The following is a 24,934-nucleotide window of genomic DNA, read 5'->3' on the forward strand; positions in this document are numbered from 1 at the left end:
CGTCGCGGCTACCCGCGGGCAACCTACTGCCGCTGCGCAAGCCACGCCAGCACGCCGTGCGCGGCGCTGCGGCCGCTGGCGAAACAGGCGGTGAGCAGGTAGCCGCCGGTGGGGGCCTCCCAGTCGAGCATCTCGCCGGCACAGAACACCCCGGGCAGCGCCTTCAGCATCAGGCCTTCGTCCAGCGCCTCGAACGGCACGCCGCCGGCGCTGCTGATAGCCTCCTCCAGCGGGCGTGTGCGCACCAGGGTAATCGGCAGGGCCTTGATCCAGGGCGCGAGCTGCGCGGGCTGGGCAAAGGCCCCGGCGGGTGCCAGTTCCCGCAGCAGTGCCGCCTTGACGCCGGTCAGCCCCGCCTGGCGGTGCAGGTGTTTGGCGAGGGACTGCTTGCCGCGCGGCTTGGCCAGCGCGCCCGCGAGCTTCTCCAGGGGGATCTGTGGCAGCAGGTCCAGCAGCACCTTGGCCTCTCCCTGCCGTTCGATGCGCTGGCGGATGGGGGCGGACAGCGCGTAGACCAAGCTGCCCTCGACGCCGCCCTCGGTGAGCACGAACTCGCCGGTGCGCGGCGACTGCCCATCCAGGCTGAGGGCCACATTTTTCAGCGGGGCGCCGGCAAATTTTTCGCGTAAATGCTCGCTCCAGGCCGCCACTTCGAAACCGCAGTTGCTTGGCCGCAGCGGCGCCAGTTCCACGCCGCGGGCCTGGAGCAGTGCGGTCCAGCGACCATCCGAGCCGAGTCGCGGCCAGCTGCCGCCGCCGAGGGCCAGCAGCATCGCATCCGCCTCGACCAACTGTTCCCCTTCCGCGCTCGCCACTCGCAGAGCGCCGTCATCACTCCAGCCCAGCCAGCGGTGGCGGGTGTGGATAACTACCCCCTGCTCCCGCAGGCGCCTGAGCCAGGCGCGCAGCAGCGGTGCGGCCTTCATATCCGTGGGAAATACTCGCCCCGAGGTGCCGACGAAGGTTTCGATACCGAGACCGTGGATCCAGTCGCGCAGCGTGTCCGCATCGAACTCTTGCAGCAGCCGCGCAATCTCCCCGCGGCGTGCGCCATAGCGCGACAGGAACGCGTCTTTGGGTTCGGAGTGGGTGATGTTCATGCCCCCAACCCCGGCCAGCAGGAACTTGCGTCCCACCGATGGCATGGCGTCGTACAGGTCGACCCGTGCGCCGCCGGCCGCCAGTACCTCGGCCGCCATCAATCCGGCGGGGCCGCCGCCGAAAATGGCCACGCGCGGAGCGCTGGAATGGCTGGAAACTGGTGTGGGCTGGGACACTGAATCGGGCATTGGCAAACCATTGGCGGAAATGGCGCATTCTAATCGAGACCGCGCGGTTTGGTATTCGCGGGCCCGGAGGCTACAAACTGTTACAGTCGGGCCCGCCGGTCATGCCGCCAAGCGCGTTACAGTCCCACGTTACCGATTTATGTCGGCAGACGAAAATAATGACCGGGTTCGCGAGCGCGGGCCCACAAGCAACTCAGTGGTATCGAGTATGAGTGACGCAGACGTAACCGCCGCGGCCAACGCCAACGCGGAAGACCAGAATCCGCAGGCGGTGGAAAACCAGGCCGCAGGCAGCGCCGAGCAGACCGAGCCCACCGCCGGCGAGCCGCAGAAGGCCCAACCGGAGCCGGTGCGCAAATCCTGCTCCTCCGGTCTGTCCCAGTGGATGCACCAGAAGCAGCTGTCGATCGCGTTCACCTCCTACCAGTCCGGCCGCGTCTACATGGTGGGTGCCGAACCCGGCGGCAAACTGTCGTTCCACGAGCGTATTTTCCAGCGCGCCATGGGCATCGTCGGCAACCGCAAGCGCATTTACATGGGCGGCCTGTACCAGGTGTGGCGTTTTGAAAACGTGCTGCAGCCGGGTCAGGTGGCGAACAAGATCTTTGATGCCTGCTATGTGCCGCGCAACGCGCAGTTTACCGGCGAGGTGGATATCCACGAGCTGGGTATCCAGAAAGACGGCAAGATCATTTTCGTCAACACCAAGTACAACTGCCTGGCAGAACTGAGCCTCTCCCACAGCTTCCGCGCCATCTGGAAACCGCCATTTATTTCCAAGATCGTGCCGGAAGACCGCTGCCACCTGAACGGTCTGGCGATGGTGGACGGCAAGGCGAAATACGTTACTGCGGTGTGCAAGTCCGACACCATCGACGGCTGGCGCGAGCGCCGCGACAACGGCGGCGTGATCATCGATGTGGAAACCAACGAAATCGTGTGCGAGGGGCTGTCCATGCCGCACTCGCCACGCTGGGCCGATGGCAAACTGTGGGTGCTGAACAGTGGCACCGGCTACCTGGGTACCGTGGATTTCGAGACCAAATCCTTCGTGCCGCACACCTTCTGCCCGGGCTTTATGCGCGGCCTCGCGATTCACGACGGCTACGCCATCGTCGGCCTGTCCAAGCCGCGCTACGAGCGCTTTGAAGGCCTGCAGCTGGACCAGAACCTGGCAGACAAGGACTCCGAAGCCTGGTGCGGTGTGCAGTTTATCAACCTTGCCAGCGGCAACGTGGAGCACTGGATTCGTCTCGACGGCCCGGTGACCGAGCTGTTCGACCTCACCGTGCTGCCGGGCGTGCGCTGCCCCATGGGCATCGGCCAGCAGAGCAAGGAAAACCTCACCATGGTGACCTTCGAAGACGGCACGGCGAACCACGCCAAAGACTGATATTGCTATTGATTGTCGTGAGAGAAACTGTTGCTGGCGTGTCCGCGCCACACATTTTTGGCCCGGGATTTCCCGGGCTTTTTTTTGCCGTATTAAAACGGGAGGTTGAGCTAGCGGCGATTGGGCCAGCGCAGGATGGCGCGGGTGCCGCCGAGGTGCGGTGACTGGTCCAGGCGCAGCTCGCCCTCGTGCCACATCATCACCTTTTTCACGATATACAGGCCGAGGCCGTAGCCCTGGTCGTCGGTGGCGGAGCGGGTGAAGGCATCGGTCAGTTCCAGCGCATCGCCACCGAGTCCGGGGCCGTTGTCTTCCACCGCCAGCACGCAGTACTCATCTTCAACGTCAAAGCGCACATCCACGCGATCGCGCGCGTACTTGCTGGCATTCACCACCAGGTTCTGCAGCGCGATGGTGAGGGAATCCGGTTCCAGCCAGGCTTCACTGTCCGGGAAGTAATAGGCAATTTCCAGCTGCGGGCACTGTACTTCCATGTGCGAAGCGAGTTCGGAAAATAGCGTCTCCAGGGAAACGCGCTTGCGCGTTAAAAACTGTTCGTGCACTTCTACGCGGGCAAAGTTCAGGTACTTTTCCACTAACTGCTCGATATCGCGGGTGGCGCGGTCGATGACTTTGGCACTGTCGGAATCACTGGGCACCAGCGCCTGCTGGAATTTGATCCGTGCCAGTGGCATGCGGATTTCGTGCGCAATGGTGCGCGCCAGATCCTGGTTCATCTGGAAGTGGCCGGTGACAATATTGGCCATGCGGCGAAAGGTCTCCGCCAGCGGAAAAATGGTGGAGCGGCGGCTGAAGGGCTCGGGGATATTGAACGGCTTCTGGCTGAAGCGGATGGCCTGGTTCTGCAGCTGATTGAGGTCGCGGAACATCGGCCAGGTCAGCAGTGCCAGCACTACCAGCATGGCGCCGATAAACAGCAGCCGCCATTGAGTGACACTCTCCGCGGGCTGGTGCGGGAAAGGCCCGATTTGCAGAATCGCGTTGCCATTGCGGTGGTAAAACAGAATCTGGTTTGCACCCGTATCCAGTCCCACCACTTCACCGGCGTCGAGGCGCTCGATCAATTCCTTGGAAAAATGGATCGCATCGAAGGAGTAGCTCTGTGCGATGGGTGCATCGCCGCGCTCCAGTGCCTCCGCCAGCTGGGCCGCGCTGATGGTGTATTCATTGGGAGCGGCGGAATAAAAGTTGTACAGCGCGGCCACCGAGGAATAGACCACCACCAGCGCCAGCGCCAACAGGCCGACGAGGCGCAACATCTGCAGGCGCATTAATGGCTACCGTGGGTGGTATTCAGCGAATAACCGCGTCCGCGGATGGACTGAATGGCAACGCCGTCGGCAATTGCGTCGAGCTTTTTGCGCAGCCGGCTCACGCGCATATCGATCACCCGGTCGAGTCCGTCAAACTCGCGCCCGATCACGCGCCGGAACAGGTATTCGCGGCTCAGCAGGCGCGCCGGCTGTTCGGCGAAAATCTGCAGCAGGTCGAATTCGTTGGTGGTGAGTGCCAGCGAGGTATCGTTCACAAAGGCCTGGCGGCTCACCAGGTCGATGGTCAGCGGGCCAAACGAGATACCGGCAGCGGGCGGGGCGGAATTGCCGACGCTGCGCAGCTGCGCCTCGATTTTCGCCCACAGCAGATGGGGGTCGACCGGCTTTACCAGGTAATCGTTGGCACCGAGCTTCAGCCCGGTCACCTGGTCCTCCACCGAACTGAGCGCACTCAGGAAAATCAGCGGGCAGTTGAGCTGGTTGCGGAATTGCTCGAGCAGCTGGAAACCACTCGCGTCTGGCAGTACCACATCGGCAATGATCAGGTCGTAATCCCGGTGGCGGATGGCCTTCATAAACTCGCTGCCATTGGCCGCGTAGGCCACGCTGCATCCGCGTTCCTCGAGAAAACGAATGATCAATGGCGCCAACTCTTCATCGTCTTCCAGCAACAGAATCCGATAACCCGCGGACAAATTCGCGTGTTTTATACCTTCCTGCCATTTGGCATTGCTTACAGCGTTCATAGCAATCCCCAGCCATAGCGGCGTCGGTGTCGTTTGGGCTGATATTGGGCCACCTTGAGAATGGCGGAAGCAACGCGCTCGCCACTTTCGCCTTCGGTCACCATGAACTGGGTGTCGTGATCCGCGTGGATATAGACCTCCAGGTTTTTTTCGGTTTTGCCGGAGAAGCAGCGGATCAATCCCTTGCCCATAATCGACAGGCAATAGCGCTCGCTGTCGTCCGCCGTGAATCTCACTTTTACCGATACGTTGCAGCTGGACTCTTCTTCACTGACCGCGCACAGGCTCGGTGTCAGCTGCAGTTCCGCCGCCTTTGCCGGGATCGCCAGCAGGGCGAGAAAAAATAACAGGAAGCGCTGCATCATTGCCCACTACCGATGGAGTACTGGATACCGGCGAACCAACTCAGGGTTTCCGATGTATCCATGAGCAGGGGCAGACGACCCTCCATATCGAACTGGGTGTATTTTGCGCCGAACCGCACATCCAAATTGGCCGAGAGCGGATAGGAAAAATGCAGGCGCGCATAGCGATCGACGACGTCGCCTGGCGGGTAATAGCGGGCGTAGGCGCGCGCCATCAGCCCGGCCTCTTCCTCGGTGACGTGATAGTAGTAGCGCACCAGGTCTTCATCTTTCTGCACCGCGCCGAGACTGTAGCCAAAGGTGCCGCCGAACAGCGGGAACTGCTTGTCCAGGCTCAGGTGCGTCTCACTGCCGTAGTGCACCGCAGTTATGTCGTGAAAAGACGCCAGCGAGAGGTCTGCGTATTTGCCCACCAGCGTCACGCTGGGACCGGCAACCACAGAAATATCCCGCTCGATGGCCTCGCCCGCGCCACCAATATGGGTGAGAAATGCGTTCAGGGACCCCATGGTCATGGTGGAGCTGTCGAGGTGGTAAAAGAGCCCGTCCTCGTTAGGTTGCGCCACCAGGTCTACATAAAAATTGCGCTCTTCGAGCAGGGTGTAGCCGACCGTCAGGTTGCTGATAAAGAAGCGGTCGCCGTAGTAGGAGTAAGAAGGGAGGAATAATGTTTCGCCATCGCTCTTACCGGCGATGGGGTTTTCGATAACGCCGCGGCCAGCCGCGAAGCTGAGCTTCCATTCAGGCGCCCGCGCTTCAGTAGCCAGCGCGCGGAGCGGGCTGACAGCGACTAACAAGCAGAAAAGCGTACACCTGAACATCTTATTTTGTTGATATTGGACGGCTGTTCGAAATTTAAACGCTTTGTAACACAGCGTATCGGGCGCATCTATCGCACTGATACAAATCCGAACAAACTGTTACAAAGTCGGCTTCCTCAGAATCTGCATCGGTATTTTCCAGTCTGTTCCGTATTTTCTGCTGTTCTCGCTGATCGATCGTCCTGTAAACCTCCTTTCGGAACATTTTTCCGGCAATTCCTGCTTTTGAGGAATGTTTTTGACTGACCTGCCAGTTCAGTATGCCCGGTGACAATGCTGACAAACTGTTACGCGAAAGCCTTGGGTTGCTGTACGACCGTCATGTTTTTATGACTGCCTCGGACACTCTCACAAAAAAATTTGCTCGAGTACGAATAATTCAATCTCTGGGGAGAAGTACCTATGGCCGTAACAATAAATGGCTTTCCCGGGACCCCGAGCCAGCTGACATCAGCGGTTCGTAAGGCTCTGTTCACCTCCGCCGCCGTGACCGCAATTTCCGTCGGTGCACCCGGCTACGCCGCAGCGGCAGAAGTTGCCTGCGCGCCCGGCCAGTACGGCGCGCCCGCAGCGGGCGATACCGTGCAGTGCAGCGGTTCGTTTGACGAAAGCATTCACTACGAGGTAGCGGACTACACCGTAGTGGACGGTGAAATCGAAACTGTCGTTCCTGGCGATTTGAAAGTGGTGGTTGCCGAGGGCAGCACGGCAGCGGGTATTTCCATTTCCTCGGTAACCGCAGCGATTGAAAATACTGCAGCCACCGGTTCCATTGTGATCGAGAACCACGGCGATATCGCCCGTGAAGGCGACGCCGGTATCGAAGTCCCGGACGGTGTCGAGCGCACCTATTACGACATGGGTATCCGTGTCGGCAGCGCCAACTCCAACGACGGCGGTCACTTCTTCGACAGCTACATGAAGCTGGATGAAAACGGCGAGGTGATGCGGGACGAAGATGGTAACGCCACTGGTGAACGTATTCTGTTCACCGACGTCGAAGGCAACCCGATCAAGGTCGGCTTTGATGAAATCAATGATCACCTCGGGGTTGACTCTGACAGCGCCGACTACGACAAGTGGAACAAAAACGGCCCCGAGGACAAGATCACGTTCCTGGTTGCCGAGGAAGGAACGTTCGACGGCGGCGTGAGTGCGCTGGTCACCGCAGAAACCGAAGCCGGCAGTATTTCCATTTCTAACACCGGGGATATCAGTGTTGGCAGCGGTGAGTCTGTTACCTACTACTCCGCGTTCACTGAAAAACACAGCAGCGCCTACGATGAGATCGTGGCAGCTGGCAAGAATCCTTTTGGCGTCCTTAACAAAGTCGATGTCGACGGCGACGGCGTTGCCGATATCAGTCTGTGGACCGGTGAGGACACCATCTTCGTCGACCCGGCCAACGTGCACGTGGCCACGGTATTCGCCGGCGGCATCAACGCCAGCAGCACCACAGGCAATATCGCCATTGAGAACGCGGGCACCATCACCGCGGGCAATATTTCCAAGGGTATCAATGTGTTCACCGAGAGCGGTGACATTGCCATCAGCAACAGCGGTGATATCGCCACTGGCGATGCCTCTTACGGTATCAGTGCAGGCAGCGCGGTGCAGGCGGTAGATTCCGGCATTTCCTACACCTACAACACCCAGGACAGTGGCACTGCTTACGCGGTTGAGCACACTGCGGGCACCCTGAGCATGTTCCGCGGTTGGACGGGCCCGAGCTATACCCACTTCTATCGCGAGTACACCGTTAATTCGAAAATCGTCGACTCCAATGACAGCGTCATCGAGATCGGCAACAGCGGTAGCATCTCTGTGGGTACGGCCGGTGTCGCCATCCATGCGAAAAACCCTTCCGGTGCCGGCATTACCATCGTCAACTCCGGTGATATCGAAGTCGCTGATGGTATTGGCGGTGCTGGTATCTACGCTTCCACCTCCGCAGGCCTGAGTGCCACCAAGGAAAAGGTAGAAGTTGCCAGCTGTAACCCGTTCTTTGGTTGCCCTGCCAAGCCCTACTTCACCGTGGAAGAGGGAGAAGCCAACGAGCTGAATGTGGCCTACGGCCTGAGCGATCGCGAAGACAACATATATAGCCACAATGCCAACGGTGAGTACTACACCTACGACAAGCCCATTCTGAATATTATCGGGCGTCCGACCGGTTACTACACCGAAGGAGTCACCAAGCACTATTCAGAAGTAGTGCAGTGGGAAGCCACCGGCTACTTCGACGACCGCGGTGATATTGCTATTGCCAATACCGGCACCATCGACCTGTCCGGTACCTACCGCGCTTCCGGTATTACTGCCGTAGGCCACGGTGCCAAGACCATCCTCAACACCGGCGATATCGAAGCTGGCGCGCTGGGTACGGGCATTGCCACCCGCGGTGTCGGCGAGACCGTGATCGACAACCAGGGCAACATTTATCTGAATGGCGCAGGCAGTGCGGCGGTTCAGGTGACTGCTTCTCCGTTCGATATGGACAGTGTTGAGCAGTCCGGCGCCGGCATCGACGAAGCCACCGCGGAAGCGTTTGGCGGCTTTGAAAATGGCGATGTGATTATTGTGAACTCCGGTTCCATTGGCGGTGCCGACACCAGCCACCTGACCACTTACAACGAGAACGGTGCGCTGGAAGCCTCTGCCGTCACCAGTTTTGGTATCAACGTTTCTGCGCTGGGCTCAAACCGCGTTGGCAGCGCCAACAAGTGGACCCAGTACGGCCAGGCGACCGTGGACAAGGTCAACGCCGCCAATTACGCCCGTGCCCAGGCGGATATGGAGTCCTACCTGGCCGGCGAAATCGCCATCGATGAGGTGTACGAGTACACCAAGATCGAGATCGACGAAAGCATCGAGCAGACTACCACCAGTATCCTGAATACCGGTGATATCAGCCTGTCTGACATGGCTCGCGGTATCAATGTCTCGGCGAAATACGGCGACGTGGTGATTGAAAACCAGGGTACCGTTTCCGTCGGCAACGGCGTGCACGGCCGCGCACCGGAAACCTACGGTGCGGTCACAATCAAGTCCACCGCGATCAACGTCAGCAACTTCGGTATCGAGGGCCTGGCGAACCATTACGTGGTCAACAGCGGTGATGTGTTCGCCGGTGATGTCTCGAATGGTATCCGCTCCGAAAGCTGGCACGGCTCCAGCTCCGTCTTCAACGAAGGCAATATCACCGTTGGCAGCGGCCACCTGCTGGAGGCCACTGAAAGCAATGGCGCCCACGGTGCCGTCGCCAATGGCATTTCCTCTGTGGTTGCCGGCGGCAATGATGCCTACGCACTGGCCCACAACAGCGGCAATGTGACCACCGGTGATCGCGCCTTTGGCGTGGTGTCTTCCAACGTCTTCACCACTGGTGCCTTCCTGAGTGAAGAATTCGCGCACAACTACACTGCGGCGGCCATCAACACCGGCGTGATCAGCACCGGCGACTACTCCACCGGTATGGGTGTGAACGGTTATATGTCGCTGGGCTACAACAGCGGCAGCATCAGCATCGGCAACGGCCCGATGCAAAACCTGGGTGATGTCGAGATCGCTGCGGGCATGCGCACCCTCACCGATAACGGCCTGACCGCGACCCTGCTGAACACCGGCGACATTAGCGGTGGCAACGAAACGGCGGGTATGTTCGCGGAAGCGTTCTTCGCGCGCAGTGTGCAGTCCGATACCGGTAGCGTGATGGTGGGTGACGATTCTGCAGGCCTGGTGGCCCGTGGTCAGACCCAGGGTATCGTGCAGAACTACGGCATGGTGGTAACCGGTGACCGTTCTACCGGTATCCAGGCCATGGGTACCAACTTCAACTACGGCGCCAACTACGCCACCGCGACCAACGCCGGTACGGTGAAAGTGGGTGATGAGTCCGTGGGCATGCAGGCCTTCGGTACCCTGGCCCAGGTAATCAACACCGGTTCCGTTTCCGTTGGCCACGACTCCGTGGGTGTACTGCTGTCTTCCGCGACCATTAATGCGATCGACGCAGAAACCGGTGAAGAATTCCTGCGTGCAGGTACTGTACTGAACCAGGGTTCCATCCTTGCCAGCGGCGAAGGCAGCCTTGCAATCCAGTCCACCGAAGACTTCGCGGCAACTATCGTCAACCGCGGCCTGATCGAAGGCTCTGTGGTGATGGGAGGCGGTGATGACTTCTTCTACAACGGCGTGCGCACCGATTCCGAAGGCTACCTGGTGGGCGCGGGCGTTATCCGCCTGAACAATGACTTCATCGACATGGGCGAAGGTAACAACACCTTCCGCAACGTGTTCGGCGATATCGTGTTCTCCGGCGACAGCAGCATCGACCTGGGTGCCGAAGGCGAGATGCAGAACTACTCGTCCAACGGCAGCTACGTGACCATCTCCAGCATGGACGGCAAGGCCGGTGACACGCTGACCATCAAGGGCAATGTGCTGTTCAACACCGTGCAGGGCAACAACGGCCTGTTCCTGGTAGACGTCAGCTCCAAAGGCAACGACAGCATCGTTATCAACGGCGACCTGACCGCCAGCGAGACCATCGATGAAGCGGGCAACACCGTCGATTCCGACCTGCGTGTTGCCATCGCGATCAACGATCAGGGCAAGGGCGCACTGACCTCCGGCAGTATCCTCACCGTCAATGGCGACCAGGATCTGGATTCCGTACAGCTGAGCGCGGTTGGCGGCGCCTTCGCCGACACCATCCTGAGCGCCGAGCTGAACCAGGACGACAATGGCAACTGGGTTGTGGATTACACCGCTGGCCTGTCCCAGCTGGGTACCGCGGCGAGCTCCGTGTCCCACCTGGCGGAAAGCTTCTGGCTGCGTTCCGCGTCCCACTTCTTCGACGGCGAGCGCGCGGCGAATGCCAGCGAGACCGGTCGCGTTGAAGGTCTGCACGCCTGGTCCGGTTTCTTCCGCGCCAACAGCGATATGCAGAGCCAGGGCGACCTCGACGCACAGGACCTGAGCTTCACCCAGCAGCTGGGCGGCCAGTTCGCCGGTGCCACCTACTCCACCAAACTGGGCGACAGCTGGCTTTCCGTAAGCCCGTTCGTGGGTCTGGGTAGCGCGGACAGCGACCAGTTCGATCAGCAGTCCTCCGCGCTGCTTGATACCGAAACCTACGCCATTGCAGGTAGTTGGGGCATGGGTGACTTCTACGCCAATGCCATGTACCAGAACGTGGAATTTGACGCGAACATCATCTCCGTCAATTCCCGCGCGGCGACTTCCGGTAAGGCACACGGTTTCAGCCTGGAAGCGGGCTGGAACTACCTGTCCGAGTCCGGTATCGCGATGACTCCGTTTGCCCAGTGGGACGACGTGAAGACCGAGATTGATGGATTCACTTCCTCTGACGGCAACTTCAACTACGCCTACGACCTCGGCAACAGCAAGCGCGCACGTGCCGGTGTGAGCCTGCGCAAGTCCTTCTCCATGAGTGAAGGCTTCGCCATGCCCTACATCACATTCAGCGCGACGGACGTGATCACTGCCAACAACCACGACCTGTATTCCAACGGTGTGCGTTTCGGCAGCGATGTGTCCGGCAATGGTATGAGCGTCGACTTCGGTGTGGATGGCAAATACAAGCTGTGGACTGTTAAGAGCGGCCTTGGCCTGTTCAGCGGCGACACGGACAAGAATGGTCTGAGCGGCCACCTGTCCATCTCCCGCAGCCTGTAATTCACAGCCTGTCATCGCCAAAAGGGGGCGCCCGGCGCCCCCGGTTATCGATTTAATAAAAATTTCAGATGGGCGTGTGCCCACGGGATTTGACTATGTTTGCAAAAAATAAACTCTCGCTTTGCGTAGCACTGTTGCTGGGTGCTTCTGCTTCCATGCCGCTGTATGCGCAGGAAGCTGCTGAAGAAAAGGCTGCAGAAAGCAGCGAACAGCAATCCAAAGACAAAAAGAAAGCCACCGATGGCCTGGTAGCCCGTCAGGCGGAAGCCATCGAAACCGTAGTGGTGACCGGCTCCCTGATTCCGCGCAATACCTTTGACGGTCCGGATCCAATGACCGTTATCGGCGAGGAAGACATGAAGGCGCGCGGTCTGAACACCGTTGCCGACGTGATCGACTCCCTGGCTTCCAACACCGGTTATCGCGAAGGCGAAGCGGGCAACCTGCTGTCCGGTTTCACCGTCGGCGCGTCCGAGGCGAACCTGCGTGGCATGGGCTCTGGTCGTACCCTGGTACTGATCAACGGCCGTCGTATTGCCGACTACCCACTGCCCTTCGGCGGCGAGCAGAACGGCGCTGACCTGGGCACCATCCCCGGTGCTGCCATGTCCCGCGTTGAAGTGCTGAACGGCAGTGCCTCTGCCATTTACGGTTCCGACGCCGTTGGTGGTGTGATCAACGTCATCACCAAGCGCGATATGGAACAGACCGCGGTGACAGGTGAAGTAGGCGTTTATGAAGACGGTTACGGCTTCACCAGAAATACCTCCTTCATTACCGGCAAGGTGTTTGATAAAGGCTCTGTAACCTTCAGCCTGGAGCAGCGCACTGTCGATCCGGTATATGCCGACGAAGTCGATTTCCTCGATGATCGCAAATTTGTTACTACCGGCATTGGCGCGAGCATTAGTGAGTTGAATGCGGACAATACTGTCACCACCAACGCGATTTCTCCGCTGGGCTACAGCTGTGAAGACAGCGGCATGATCACCACCGAAACCTACGGTGAAGACGGTGCGAGCATGTGTAACTTCGATGCCTCCAGAGGTATCGCCATGCAGCAGGAATTCGACCGCACCTCGACCTTCGTCGATGGTCGCTATCAGTTCACTGACAGCATCCGTGGTTTCGCCACCTTCCTCGGCTCCAAGCAGGACGTAGCCAGCTCCGTGCCGGCATCCAGCTGGAGCGGCCGCTTTATCAGCAGCGACGGCACCCAGTTTGTGGACGTCCGCCGTTCCTTTGCCATGGACCTGGGTTACACCACTTCTACTTACGATCAGGAAATGTGGACCCTGATGCTGGGTCTGGAAGGTGAAGTCGAGATCGGTGACACCACCTGGAACTGGGACGTGGGTTACTCCAAGGCCCGCTACGACATGGTGCAGAAGTACGGCGCGATTCGCGAGGAAGCGCTGGCATCCTGGTTTACCGAAGGTGCCCAGAACGTACGGCAGGTTGCCAACGACATTTACGTGGTTAACAGCAGCTTCTTTGACAATCAGCTAGTGGACAACATTTTCCGCGACGCGTCTGTGGATCGCGACGAGCTGATGGGCCAGGCGACAACTTACGCCAGTTCCAGCGCCGACAGCATCACCATCAAAGCGGTGGGTGAGCTGAGCGATTTCGGTTTCCTGTACAACCCGGTAACCGTCGCCGTGGTCGGTGATTGGGCTACCCAGTCCAGCGGTATCAACCCGGATGAGCGCTCCCTGAACCTGGACGGCAACGGCTGGCTGAACGTGGGTGCCATCGAAGCCGGTGGCAGCCGCGATCGAATGGCCATCGGTGCCGAGTTCCTTATTCCGGTTGTGGAAGATCTCGAACTGACCTTCGCCACCCGTATGGACCGCTACGACGACTCCACTGCGATCGGCGGCCGCGGCACTTCTTCTGTGAAGTTCCTGTACCAGCCGTTCGACATGCTGAAACTGCGCGGTAGCGCTTCGGAAACTTTCCGCGCACCGGACATGTTCAACATTTACGGTGAATCCACTGGCTACCAGTACATTGCCGACTTCGTAGCAAACAACTGTTACGACGGTGAAAACGCAGACAACTGCTCCGTGTACAACGTACTGTCCACCCGTCGCGGTAGCGAGGACCTGGAAGAAGAGAAGGGTAGAGATTACGGCCTCGGCTTTGTGCTCACCCCGACCAACGACATCAGCCTGGCCGTTGACTGGTACAACGTGCGTCTGGAAGACCTCGTGGTTACCGAGAGTGCCACTGGCCTGATGCGTTCCGAGTGGCAGTGTGAAACCGGTGTATTCGACAGCGCCAGCCAGTTCTGTGCCGACGTCTACAGCCGCGTGAAACGCAACGCTTCCGGCTATGTTGACCAGATCATCATCGAGCCGCAGAACCACGAGTACACCGAACTCGAAGGTGTCGACGTGACCCTTGCCGGTAAATTCGACTCCGCTAAGTACGGTAACTTCGGTGCACAGTTCAAGTACGTCAATATCCTGTCTTACGAGTGGCTGCAATTCGAAGGCGATGAGCCGGTTGAAATGCGCAACGGTCTGCGTGGCCAGTCCACCCCGGCGAACAACAGCAACCTGACCCTGACCTGGAGCAACCCGCTGGCGGGCTTCCGCTCCGTAGGTGCGTCGCTGTTTATCCAGCGCCAGGGCAGTGTGAAAAACTATGCTGGTTCCGAGCGCATGGATCCGTACTACACCGCCAACCTGTCTGCGAACTACACCGCGAGTGCACGTCTGAACCTGGGCCTGACCGTCAGAAACCTGACCAATGAAATGCCCCAGGACGACTACACCAACCAGTGGCCCTACTACTGGTCTTACCTGCAGCAGCCCTTTGGCCGTAGCCTCAACCTTTCTTTCAGCTACTTCCTGAGTAACTGATTAATCCTGTAGATGTGTCGGCCGGTGTTTGATGATTTTTTGTCAGACACCGGCCACAGGAGTTAAGCAATGAAAATTTTATCAATGCTGAGCGTCGCGGTGGTTACCGGTGCGGTCGCAGCGATGAGCATTCTGCCGGCGCCGGCAGAGGCGAAAGAACAAGTGCACAAGCCGTTTGCCAGTCTCGGCGAAATGCCCATTCCGTTTGAAGACCTGTTCCGCCCGGCGGCGTACAACAACATCCGTATCTCTCCGGATGGCAAATACTTTGCCGCAGGTCGCACCCGTGAAGACGGCATGACCGATGGCGTGATCATCGATCGCCGCACCATGGAAGTGAAGTCCACGCTCGAAATGGCCGGTGACGTGGGTGTCAGCCAGATCCAGTGGGCCAACAAAGAGCGCGTACTGTTCAGCTTCACCATGAAGTCCGCGGTCGCTGAAGATGCGAGCACCTCGCAGATTGCGGCAATGAATATTGACGGTTCCCGCAAGGAAATCATTTATACCGGTACCAGCGATTACGGCGGCGGTGAAGGTGCGGTGCTGGCCGGCAAGATCGATGACAAGCATTACCGCATCGAGGTGTACCCGTCTGGTAGCGCCCTGAACTTCCCGCTGAAGTATATCTACAAGCTGAACATCTATACCCGCAAGACCACCCTTATCGCGCGTTCCCCGATTCGTATGGGACGTCCGATCAGCAACAAAGACGGTGAGATCACTCACTGGGTAGGCAAACTGCCCGACGACTTTGATGCGACCGTAGTGGCCACCAAAAATGCCGCTGGTGAATGGGACGAAACCGTATTCCAGAATAAGGATGGCGTGTTTGAGCCCATGGGTTGGACCAAGGAAAAAGACTGGATGTGGTACACCGACACCGTCGATGCGCCCACCAAAGGTCTGTACCGCTACAACGTGAAAACCGGTGAGAAGAAGCTGGTTTACCGTCACCCGAAGGTGGATTACGACCGCATCTTCAACGATGACGACGGCAACCCCTGGGGTGCCCTGGTCAACTACGACTATCCGACCGTGGTCTATATCGACGAAGACAACCACTACGCCAAGACTCACAAGCGCCTGCAGGGAACCTTCCCCAACAAGCACATCCAGATCCTCAACCGTACCAGTGACGGCAATGAGTGGGTGGTGCATGTGGGCGACGATCGTCACCCGGGTAGCTACTACGTTTACAACCAGTTCGACGGCGCGCTGAAGTTCCTCGCCAACCAGGCGGAGTGGATCGACCCGGCCAAGGTACCAACGACCCACCCGGTGCGTTTTACCGCGCGCGATGGTCTGGAAATCAACGGTTACCTGACTCTGCCAATCAACAAAGAAGCGAAGAACCTGCCGCTGATCATCCTGCCGCACGGCGGCCCGCACGGCCCGCGTGACTACTGGGGTTACAACAAGGAGCGCATCATCTTTGCCAACGCCGGTTACGCCGTGATGCACGTGAACTACCGCGGTTCCGGTGGTTACGGTCGCGAGTTCCTGTTCGATTGGTACGGACACTGGGGCATGGAAATGCAGGACGACCTGACCGATGCAACCAACTGGGCGATCAACGCCGGTATTGCCGACACGGACCGCATCTGTATCTACGGTGCTTCCTATGGCGGCTATGCGGCCATGCAGGGCGTAACCAAAGAGCCGGACCTGTACCAGTGCGGTATCGGCTACGTCGGCGTGTACGACATGGCGATCTTCAGCACCCACGGTGATATCCGCCTGCGCAAAGCCGGCCGCAAGTACCTGGCTGCTGCCACCGGTACCGATCCGGAAGTACACCGTCAGCGCTCTCCGTCCCGTAATGCCGAGCGCATTACCGCACCGGTATTCTTGGTACAGGGCGCCCGCGACGTACGTGTGCCCATCGAGCACTACTGGGCCATGCGCGATGCGCTGGTGAAGCAGAACCACCCGCTGGAAACTTTGGTAGCCCCGCGCGCTTTTCACGGTGCCCGTGAAAAAACCAGCCAGCTGGAAATCTACTGCCGCATGATCAACTTCTTTGATCGCCACATCGGGGACGGCAAGCCTACAGATGCACCGGCCAACGACTGTGTGCCGGAAGACGGCCCGGGGCTACTGGAGTACCACTACTACGAGGAGGCCAAGCGTGGTTAAGTCTGTATTTACTGCCATTACCTTGCTGGCCTCCAGCCAGGCGTTCTGCCTGGACTGGGAGCGCCCGGACTGCTCCAAATACGCGGACTTCGGTGAATGTCGCAACGCGGAGAGCAACAACTACCGACTGCAGAAACAGCAGGAATTTCGCGAGAAAGGCCTGTCGTTCTGGTACTACGAACGCCCGGATTATTCCGACAACAAAAAAGTCGAGCAGGCTCTGGAAGACAAGGTCGAAGGGGCGCTGTTCTTCTCTTTCACGGTGAAGCGCGACGGCAGCGTTGCCGATGTTGCGCTGAAAAGCAAAACCAGTGATGAGGTTGCGGTGTTCGCCGAGCCGATTCTGGCCGCGATCAAAAACTGGCAGTTCGTGCCGTCTGAAAAAGACTGGCAGGATCAGGAATGGCGCTACCAGTTCTTCTTCAAGCAGGAAGACTGTGATGCCGAAGCCAGTGATACCGAAGCTTGCGCAGCAGAAGAAAAAGCCGCGTCAGCGGAGTGAAGCAGTTACTCTCTTGATCGAGTAAACCAGCGGTGAATAACCGCATCCCCCCAGTAAGGCCCGGACTCCTGTCCGGGCCTTTTTGTTTGTGCGGGTGGTCGGGGCAATACCCGCACGGAATTAATTTCTATTGGGCCAGCGCAGTGTGGCGCGGGTGCCGCCGAATTTGGGTGACTGATCCAGGCGCAGCTCGCCCTCGTGCCACATCATCACTTTTTTGACGATGTACAACCCGAGACCGTAGCCCTGCTCGTCTGTGGCCGAGCGGGTAAACGCATCGGTGAGTTCCAGCGCATCGCCACCGAGTCCGGGGCCGTTGTCTTCCACCGTGAAAACGCAGTGGTCCCTGTCAAATTCAAAGCGCAGGCTGACGCGGTCGCGGGCGTATTTGCCGGCATTCACCACCAGGTTCTGGATGGCGATTGTGAGGGAATCCGGCTCCAGCCAGGCTTCGCCGTCGGGAAAATAGTAGGCAATTTCCAGTTGCGGGCACTGTATTTCCAGGTGAGCACCGAGCTCTTCGAAAAAGTCCTCCAGCGAAATGCATTTGCGCGCGAGGAACTGCTCGTGCACTTCCACACGGGAAAAATTCAGGTATTTTTCCACAAGCTGTTCGATATCGCGGGTGGCGCGGTTGATGACCTCGGTGCTTTGCGTATCGTGCCCGGCCAGCGCTTGCTGGAACTTGATGCGCGCCAGCGGCGTGCGGATTTCGTGGGCAATGGTGCGCGCAAGATCCTTATGCATCTCGAAATGACCGGTGACGATATTGGCCATGCGGCGAAAGGTTTCTGCCAGTGGGAAAATGGTGGAGCGGTGATTGAACTGTTCGGGAATCTGGAACGGTTTTTTGCTAAAACGGATCGCCTGGTTCTGCAGGCGGTTCAGGTCGCGAAACATGGGCCAGATCAACAACAGCAATACCACCAGCATCGCGCCAATAAACAGCATGCGCCACTGGGTGACGCTCTCCTCCGGCTGGTGGGGGAAGGGTCCGATTTCCAGCAAGTTGTCGCCATTACGGTGATAAAAAAGGATCTGCCCTTCGCCACTGTTGAGCCCCACCACTTCTCCGGCGGCCAGTCGCTGCTGCAGTGGCGCGGAAAAATGAATGGCATCGGTGGCGTAGCGTTGCGCGATGGGCGTATCGCCGCGCTCCAGTACTGCGGCCAACTGAGCCGCGCTGATGGTGTATTCGTGCGGAGCAGGCGAGTAGAGGTTGTAAAGTGCCGCTACCGAGGAGTAGACCACCACCAGTGCCAGCGCCAGCACACTGAGCAGCCGCAACATCTGCAGGCGCATCAGTCGATTCCGCTGGTGGCGTTCAGCGAGTAACCGCGGCCACGAATGGAGTGGATGACAACGCCATCACCGACACCATAACAAACGGCATCGAGCTTTTTACGCAGGCGACTGATGCGCACATCGATCACCCGGTCCTGGCCATCGAATTCGCGTCCGACCATCCTGCGGAACAGGTATTCGCGGCTCAACAGGCGCGTCGGTTGCTCGGCAAATATATGCAGCAGATCGAATTCTGTGGAAGTCAGTGGAAGTTCATTGTCGCGGACTTTCGCCTGGCGCGTGACCAGGTCGATGGTCAGCGGGCCAAAGCAAATACTGGGGTCCGCTGGTGGCAGCGTTCTGTGGGCGCGCAGGCTCGCTTCGATTTTTGCCCACAGCAGGTGGGGGTCGACCGGTTTTACCAGGTAATCGTTGGCACCCAGTCTCAGGCCGGTCACCTGGTCCTCCACCGAGCTGAGGGCGCTCAGGAAAATCAGCGGACAGTTTATCTGCCGGCGGAACTGATCCAGCAATTTGAAACCGCTCGCATCGGGCAGCACGACATCGGAAATGATCAGGTCGTAGTGGCGATGGTGAATGGCTTTCATGAAATCATTGCCATTCGCCGCATGGTAAACGCTGCATTGCCGCTCCACCAGGAACTGCAAAATCAGTGACGCCAGTTGCTGATCGTCTTCCAGCAGCAGAATCCGGTACTTAACTTCGGGGCCCCGGGCTTGATGTTGCAGCGACGAACTCACAATAGCCCCCAGCCGTAACGACGCCGGTGGCGTTTCGGCTGATAGTGGGCGATCTTTAGGGTTGCCGCGGCAACGTCCTCGCCCCTGGTATTGCCACCGGTACTGGCACTGGAGCTGGCAGAAACCTGAAAACGAATATCCCGGTCGCTATTGATATACACCTCGAGATCGCGGATTCCACCGTGGAAGCAGCGAATCAGCCCCTTGCTATCGACGGAAAGGCAATAATGCCGTTCGTCGTCTGCTTCGAAATCAACATTGACGGAAATGCTGCAGCGACTTTCGCTCTCGTCCACCGCACACACCGTTGGTGTCAGATGTAAATCCGCGGCCGCCGCCAGCCCGGGAAGCGCTGCCAGGAAAAATAAAAGGATCTGCGGTTTCATCGATTGCTACCAATGCGGTATTGCAAACCGGCGAACCAATCCAGTGTTTCGCGATTTTCTATAAACAGGGGGTTGCGGCCAGCGAGATCAAACTGGTTGTATCTCGCGGTCAGGCGCAAATCGAGGTACTTGCTCAGCGGGTAGCTAAAATGGATCCGCGCGTACTGGTCGATGGCGTCGTCAGCGGGAAACAGTACGGCGTAGCGCCGGTGATAGATGCCCGCTTCCGCGGGGGTGAACTGGTAGTAATAACGTACCAGTTCCATATCTTTCTTGATCGCGCCGATTCCGAAACCGAATGCGCCGCCGGCCAATGAAAACTGTTTGTCGAAACTCAGATGGGTTTCGCTGCCGTGGTGCACGTCTGAGATGTCTTCCAGCCAGGAAAACGAGACATCAACAAACCTGGTAACCAGGGTGAAACTGGGGCCGCCGAGGACAGAATTTTTACGCTCGGTTTCCGCCACACCCGGCTCTTCCAGCTTGACGGCGAAATTGGACACGGCCGCGGTGGCTGCGGTGTCGTTGTCCAGGTTGTAGTAGAGCCCATCTTCATTGGGGCGGGCGATCAGGTCGAGGTAGAAATTCTTCTCTTCCAGCAGGCTGTAACCCAGTGTCAGGTTGCTGACAAAGAAGCGTTCGCCGTAATAACTGAACGAGGGCAGGAAATAGGTCTCGCCGTCCGGTTTGCCGACAATGGGGTTTTCCAGGAAACCGTAACCGCTAGCGATGCTGACTTCCCATTCGGAAACATCAACCTTGCCAATCTCGGTTGCCGGCGCGGTCTGGGCCCAGCTGGAAACCGGCAGTCCCAGCAGGATTATTAGGGTAATTCGAAACATCGGGCGCGCGTACAATTATTGCTGTTTGTATTTTGAGCGAATTGTACCAATTTGTAACACAGTCCCGTCGGGCACTCCAGTGACCTCCGGACATATTTGAAAAGCGTAACAAACTGTTACAAAGCGGCGCCCGACAGCGAAAGTGTCGAAATTTGTTTTTTAATACAGGTGAACATCCTGCTTTCTGGAGTTTTTGAACGATTGACCAATTTCGTTGCGCGCGTTTTCGCTGGGGGGACTCAGTAGCTGCCGCCGGGATGGTGGCTCAGCGTTGAGAAAGACGAAGTGTCGCAGCCCTCGAAATAGGATCGCAACCATTCGGGCCAGACTGGCTCCATCATGCAGTCAAGCGCGCTGACGTTTTGTTGCCGTTGGTAGGCTTCCAGCAACCCGGCATAGGTACGATAGCGCTGCACAATCTTGCGCACATAGTCGTAAGGCTCGCGGCCGCGCGCGTATCCATAGCGTGCTTTCGAGTAGTGTTTTTTTTCCGACAGCAGCAGCATCGCATTTTCCACATTACCGAACCAGACTTTCCGGTCCCATCCCTTCTCTTCCGCCAGGTCCTTGGCATCGTAGACATGCCCCAACCCGGCGTTGTAGGAGGCGAGGGTAAACCACATCATGTTTTCCGGGCTGATGTCCTTGTCCTCGAATTTGCGGTGTAGCCACTCCAGGTATTTCATCCCTGCACGCACACTGGTTTCCGGGTCGAACAGGTTTTTTTCCCCGATTTGTTTGCCGGTGTCCGGCATCACCTGCATCAGGCCGCGAGCGCCGACCCAGGACTTGGCCTTGGCGTTGAACGTACTCTCCTGAAACATCTGTGCCACGATCAGTCGCCAGTCAAAGTCATACTGTTTGGCATATTTCTTCACGAGATTGTCGTAGGGCGAAATCTCCCCTTTCTGGCTCAGGGCCTTGATCTCTTTGCGGGTTCGTTTGGGCTCGTCGAAATATTTGTGAAACAGGGTGTCGCGCAGTTTGGTGATCTCGGGGTCGCTGAAGAATTGGTTTACCGCCTGTAGAAGCTGCGGGTTGCTCTCCCGTACCATCCACGCATAGATGTTGTCTTCGACATGGAGGTCGAACAGATTGACGATGTCGTCGCGCCAGTGATGTTCCAGTCTTACCGTGACATCATCGGCGATGGTCAGGTCGTACTCTCCATCGGCTACACGATCGAGAATTTGCGGGATCGTCAGTTCCTCGGGAACCAGCTGGATATCTATCTTCAATTCCCGTAGCTCGGGATGACTGTCGAGTAGCTCCATGAGCAGCTCGAATTGGCTGCTGGAGCGCAGCAGATGAATGGTTCTGCCATTCAGGTCTTCCAGTTTTTCAATCTTGTCACCGGGGCGACCGACCAGGGCTACGGTTTCTTTCATGTAGGCGGGGCCGAAGTCCATACCGGCCAGATCCCGGGCTTTGGTCGCGGTTATCAGGCTGGCCGCGATGTCGGCCTTGCCGTCGCGCACCATGCTAAAGATTTCCTTGTGCGTCGGTGCCACGATAATTTCCAGGCGCACATCAAGTGACTTGGCAAATTTTTTCATAAGTTCATATTCGTAACCCATTATGCGGCCCTTCCACATGAAGTAAGTGCCGGGGTGGTTGCGCGTTACCGCGCGCAGGACACCGCGCTCCTTGATTTTGTCCAGGTCGCCGAGGTGGCGCATGTAGGGATTGGTGAGCTTGATCTTGCGGATGGCGTCGTTCAGGGCCTGTTGCAGTTGCGGGGAGTTTTTGCGCAGCCCTATCGCCAGTGGGTCCTCGCGCTCGAAGACGACATTTTTCTTGAGGTTGTCGCGAAATTGGCTGACGAGCGCGAAAATTTGCTCATCGATAATGGTGAAATCGATATGCCCCAGTGACACGTCCAGGGCAAGTTCGACATAATTTTTCTCCACAACCTTCAGGTCAATGCCGGGGTGCTGTTTGGCGAATTCTCGCCCGCGGGTTTCAAACACCGTGCCCTTGGTGACGGTCAGTGTCTTGCCCTTGAGCGCGTCGCCGACTTCCACTTCCGGTGTGTCTTTTTGGGAAATCAATGTGTCGTGGGTCTTGCCCATGGGATTGGAAAAATCGATAAGCGCGGCGCGCTCCGGGGTGGGAACCAGGTTGTTGGCGATGATGTCCCCCTTGCCTTCGATCAGTAGCGGGATCAGCTGATCGAAGTTCTCCGCATAGAGCACTACGGGTTCGAGACCGAGGATTTCCGCTTTCTGTTTTGCCAGCTCGATTTCAATGTCCTGCTGGGTGGCGGCGCGGTGCAGTGAGTCCGTATTGGCGATATCGGCCAGTATGCGCAGCTTGCCGCGCTTTCTGATCGCGTCCAGGTCACCTTTCTCGATGTAGTTGTTGTAGGCGCCGATGGGATACTCGCCGGTGGTGTCCGGCGCCCAGTCTGCTTCGGGGCGAAGCTCGTCGCTCGCCGCCGGACGACCCGCGTATTTTTGCTGGGGTTGTTGGTCGTCGCTCTCGTCGTTCGCGCTGGCGTTGTCGGTCGCAGAGCCCGTAGTTTCGGCTTGTTGCGAGGCTCCGGTGTCATCCCTCTGTGAAAGCTGCTCGATATGTTGATTCGGTGAAGATGGTTTGCCCGCCTCGCGCTCGCAGCCGCCAGCGAGCAGCTGGACACAGAGTAGGGTCAAGCAGGTAAACAGGCGCAGACCTGGCGGCATATGCGCTCCCAAACGGTTCGAATCGAGGTATACCTTCAAGTCTAGTCACAGGTTCGGGTTTGCAGCCGCTTCAGGCGGAGACGCAAAAAAAAGCCCGGCATGAAAGCCGGGCCTGTTCTCGCGCTTTGGGGGCACAGCAACTCAGTGCTGCGGTTTCTCCGGCCGATAGACCCCTACATTCTTGTAGCCTTCATCCAGCAGGTGCGAGGCGTGCAGCTTGCTCATGACACCGCGGGCGCAGTACAGCAGGTACTGCTTGTCCTTATCCAGGGTTTTGAACGCGGTGCTCAGGCGGTAAAACGGGATCGTCTCCACGCTGGCGTTGTCGAGCTCCAGCGGGTTCACTTCCTCTTCGGTGGGGTGGCGGATGTCGATGACGATGGCATTGCCGGGCGCGGCGAATTCCTCTACCGCCGGCGCGTCTTCACCGAGGTCTTCCATCACCTCGTCGATGTTCTGCATCACGCGGTTACCGATGGCGCGGTCGAGCACGGTGAAGTCGAAGCGGGTTTCCTCGTGTTGCACTTTTTCCATCTTCGCGCGCGTAGTGGGTTTCACCGAGATCACGCCGCAGTACTCGGGCATGTTCGCGGCAAATTCCTCGGTGCCGATCTCGCGCGCGGTGCGGATAATGTCGGTCTTGTCGGAGGTGATCAGCGGGCGCAGCACCAGGGTGTCGGTGACGCTGTCGATCACCGACAGGTTTTTCAGGGTCTGGCTGGACACCTGGGCGATGGCCTCGCCGGTAACCAGGGCATCCACATCCAGCTCCTTGGCGATCACCGAGCCCGCGCGCAGCATCATGCGCTTCAGGGTCACGCCCATGTAGGAGTCGTCGATGCGCTCGAGGATCTCGGCCACGACTTCGTCAAATGGCACGGTGATGAATTTCACCCGGTGCGAGGCGCCGTATTTTTCCCACAGGTAGAACGCCACTTCCTTTACCCCCAGCTCGTGCTGGCGCCCACCCAGGTTGAAGAACAGGTAGTGGGTGCGGATACCGCGCTTGATGGTCAAATAACTCGCCACGGTGGAATCGAAGCCGCCAGAGACCAGCGAGATCACCGGGTCCTGGGTGCCGAGCGGGAAGCCGCCGAGGCCCTGGTGCAGCTGCTCGATCACATTCAGCTTGTCGTGGCGGATTTCCAGTTTCACGGTGATATCGGGGTTTTTCAGTTTCACCCCGGCGGCGTCCGTATTCATGTTGAGGCCGCCGCCCACGTACTGCTCCACCTCGAGGGACTGGAAGTCGTGCTTGCCGGTACGCTTGGCCCGCACGCAGAAGGTTTTGCCGCTGAGCTTGTCGCCCCACACCGACAGGGTCTTCTGGTACATGTCGTCCATGTCGCCCAGGGGGAACTGCTGTACCCGCGCGAAGTTGGCGATGCCGGGGGTGTGCGCCAGCACCTCTTCAATGCGGTCGGAGAGGTGGGCTACGGCGTCCGGCGCGATCACATCAATTTTTTCCCAGTCCTTGCGCACCTGGATGCGGTCATCGACCCCGCGCAGCAGTTTGCGCAGGTTGTCCGCAAGCTGTCGCGACATGCGCTTGCGTACCGGGTTGCTCTTGATGGTGATCTCTGGGAAAAACTTGACGACGAAGTGCATAGGGATGTGCCAGAACCGCGATTGACAGAAATGTGAGCCGGGAACGCGTACACCGCTTCCCGGCAAAGGTGGCGAATTATAAACTCGCCACTGGGAATTTGCTTGCGGCACCAAATTGGTGCTTAACGTGACTTCTCAGCCCTTAATTGGTGCATATTGCGGTTTGAAAGCACCAATGTTGGGACTATCTTGGGGTTGTCCTGGGAATTGCCCGGCCAGTTTTGTCCCAAATTGGGCCACTGCCGCCGTATT

Annotated in this window: 16 protein-coding genes; 5 read left to right on the forward strand and 11 right to left on the reverse strand. The window is 58.4% G+C overall.

The features are described 5' to 3' along the window. Positions 1-23 precede the first annotated feature (23 nt). Positions 24-1,289 carry a TIGR03862 family flavoprotein gene (locus R5R33_RS10375; RefSeq protein WP_318952627.1) on the reverse strand — a complete coding sequence of 422 codons (1,266 nt, stop codon included), beginning with the start codon at positions 1,287-1,289 and terminating at the stop codon, positions 24-26. A 208-nt stretch (positions 1,290-1,497) separates the two neighbouring features. Here R5R33_RS10375 and R5R33_RS10380 point away from each other — a divergent pair, with 208 nt between their 5' ends. After that, entirely contained in the window at positions 1,498-2,682 is a 1,185-nt protein-coding gene (locus R5R33_RS10380; RefSeq protein ID WP_318952628.1) for a TIGR03032 family protein, read from the forward strand. A 110-nt stretch (positions 2,683-2,792) separates the two neighbouring features. Here R5R33_RS10380 and R5R33_RS10385 read toward each other — a convergent pair whose 3' ends face one another. Genes R5R33_RS10385 through R5R33_RS10400 form a run of 4 tightly spaced genes read right to left on the reverse strand, consistent with a single transcriptional unit; the run spans position 2,793 to position 5,885 of the window. Then, positions 2,793-3,974, reverse strand: coding sequence for a sensor histidine kinase (locus tag R5R33_RS10385; protein ID WP_318952629.1), 1,182 nt, complete (start codon positions 3,972-3,974; stop codon positions 2,793-2,795). Next, on the reverse strand, positions 3,974-4,723 hold the full coding sequence (locus tag R5R33_RS10390) for a response regulator transcription factor (protein ID WP_318952630.1): 750 nt from the start codon (positions 4,721-4,723) through the stop codon (positions 3,974-3,976). The genes R5R33_RS10385 and R5R33_RS10390 overlap by 1 nt, the downstream gene beginning before the upstream one ends. Then, positions 4,720-5,088 carry a DUF3019 domain-containing protein gene (locus tag R5R33_RS10395; RefSeq protein WP_318952631.1) on the reverse strand — a complete coding sequence of 123 codons (369 nt, stop codon included), beginning with the start codon at positions 5,086-5,088 and terminating at the stop codon, positions 4,720-4,722. Before R5R33_RS10395 ends, R5R33_RS10390 begins: the two co-directional genes overlap by 4 nt. Further along, on the reverse strand, positions 5,085-5,885 hold the full coding sequence (locus tag R5R33_RS10400) for a MipA/OmpV family protein (protein WP_318952632.1): 801 nt from the start codon (positions 5,883-5,885) through the stop codon (positions 5,085-5,087). Before R5R33_RS10400 ends, R5R33_RS10395 begins: the two co-directional genes overlap by 4 nt. A gap of 426 nt (positions 5,886-6,311) precedes the next feature. Between R5R33_RS10400 and R5R33_RS10405 the strand changes: the two genes are divergently transcribed. From R5R33_RS10405 to R5R33_RS10420, 4 genes are all read left to right on the forward strand, one after another. Then, entirely contained in the window at positions 6,312-11,609 is a 5,298-nt protein-coding gene (locus tag R5R33_RS10405; protein WP_318952633.1) for a hypothetical protein, read from the forward strand. Between the two features lie 95 nt (positions 11,610-11,704). Then, positions 11,705-14,479: a TonB-dependent receptor plug domain-containing protein gene (locus R5R33_RS10410; RefSeq protein WP_318952634.1), complete on the forward strand. Its 2,775-nt coding sequence runs from the start codon at positions 11,705-11,707 to the stop codon at positions 14,477-14,479. A gap of 69 nt (positions 14,480-14,548) precedes the next feature. Further along, the gene (locus tag R5R33_RS10415) at positions 14,549-16,618 is read left to right on the forward strand and encodes an alpha/beta hydrolase family protein (protein WP_318952635.1); all 2,070 of its coding nucleotides are present in this window, start codon (positions 14,549-14,551) and stop codon (positions 16,616-16,618) included. After that, positions 16,611-17,120: an energy transducer TonB gene (locus R5R33_RS10420; RefSeq protein WP_318952636.1), complete on the forward strand. Its 510-nt coding sequence runs from the start codon at positions 16,611-16,613 to the stop codon at positions 17,118-17,120. The genes R5R33_RS10415 and R5R33_RS10420 overlap by 8 nt, the downstream gene beginning before the upstream one ends. Positions 17,121-17,240: 120 nt before the next feature. Here R5R33_RS10420 and R5R33_RS10425 read toward each other — a convergent pair whose 3' ends face one another. From R5R33_RS10425 to thiI, 6 genes are all read right to left on the reverse strand, one after another. After that, entirely contained in the window at positions 17,241-18,422 is a 1,182-nt protein-coding gene (locus R5R33_RS10425; protein ID WP_318952637.1) for an ATP-binding protein, read from the reverse strand. Next, positions 18,422-19,165 (reverse strand): response regulator transcription factor, encoded by a 744-nt coding sequence (locus R5R33_RS10430; protein ID WP_318952638.1) that lies wholly within the window; start codon positions 19,163-19,165, stop codon positions 18,422-18,424. Before R5R33_RS10430 ends, R5R33_RS10425 begins: the two co-directional genes overlap by 1 nt. Continuing rightward, on the reverse strand, positions 19,162-19,551 hold the full coding sequence (locus R5R33_RS10435; protein ID WP_318952639.1) for a DUF3019 domain-containing protein: 390 nt from the start codon (positions 19,549-19,551) through the stop codon (positions 19,162-19,164). The genes R5R33_RS10430 and R5R33_RS10435 overlap by 4 nt, the downstream gene beginning before the upstream one ends. After that, positions 19,548-20,393 carry a MipA/OmpV family protein gene (locus R5R33_RS10440; protein WP_318952640.1) on the reverse strand — a complete coding sequence of 282 codons (846 nt, stop codon included), beginning with the start codon at positions 20,391-20,393 and terminating at the stop codon, positions 19,548-19,550. The genes R5R33_RS10435 and R5R33_RS10440 overlap by 4 nt, the downstream gene beginning before the upstream one ends. A 239-nt stretch (positions 20,394-20,632) precedes the next feature. Continuing rightward, positions 20,633-23,074: an MltF family protein gene (locus tag R5R33_RS10445; RefSeq protein ID WP_318952641.1), complete on the reverse strand. Its 2,442-nt coding sequence runs from the start codon at positions 23,072-23,074 to the stop codon at positions 20,633-20,635. Between the two features lie 141 nt (positions 23,075-23,215). Further along, a complete protein-coding gene (gene thiI / locus R5R33_RS10450) occupies positions 23,216-24,682 on the reverse strand; it encodes a tRNA uracil 4-sulfurtransferase ThiI (RefSeq protein ID WP_318952642.1) in 1,467 nt (488 codons plus the stop codon). Positions 24,683-24,934: the final 252 nt, after the last annotated feature.

Origin of the sequence: Microbulbifer pacificus (genome assembly GCF_033723955.1) — a bacterium.
Taxonomy (GTDB): Bacteria; Pseudomonadota; Gammaproteobacteria; order Pseudomonadales; family Cellvibrionaceae; genus Microbulbifer; species Microbulbifer pacificus.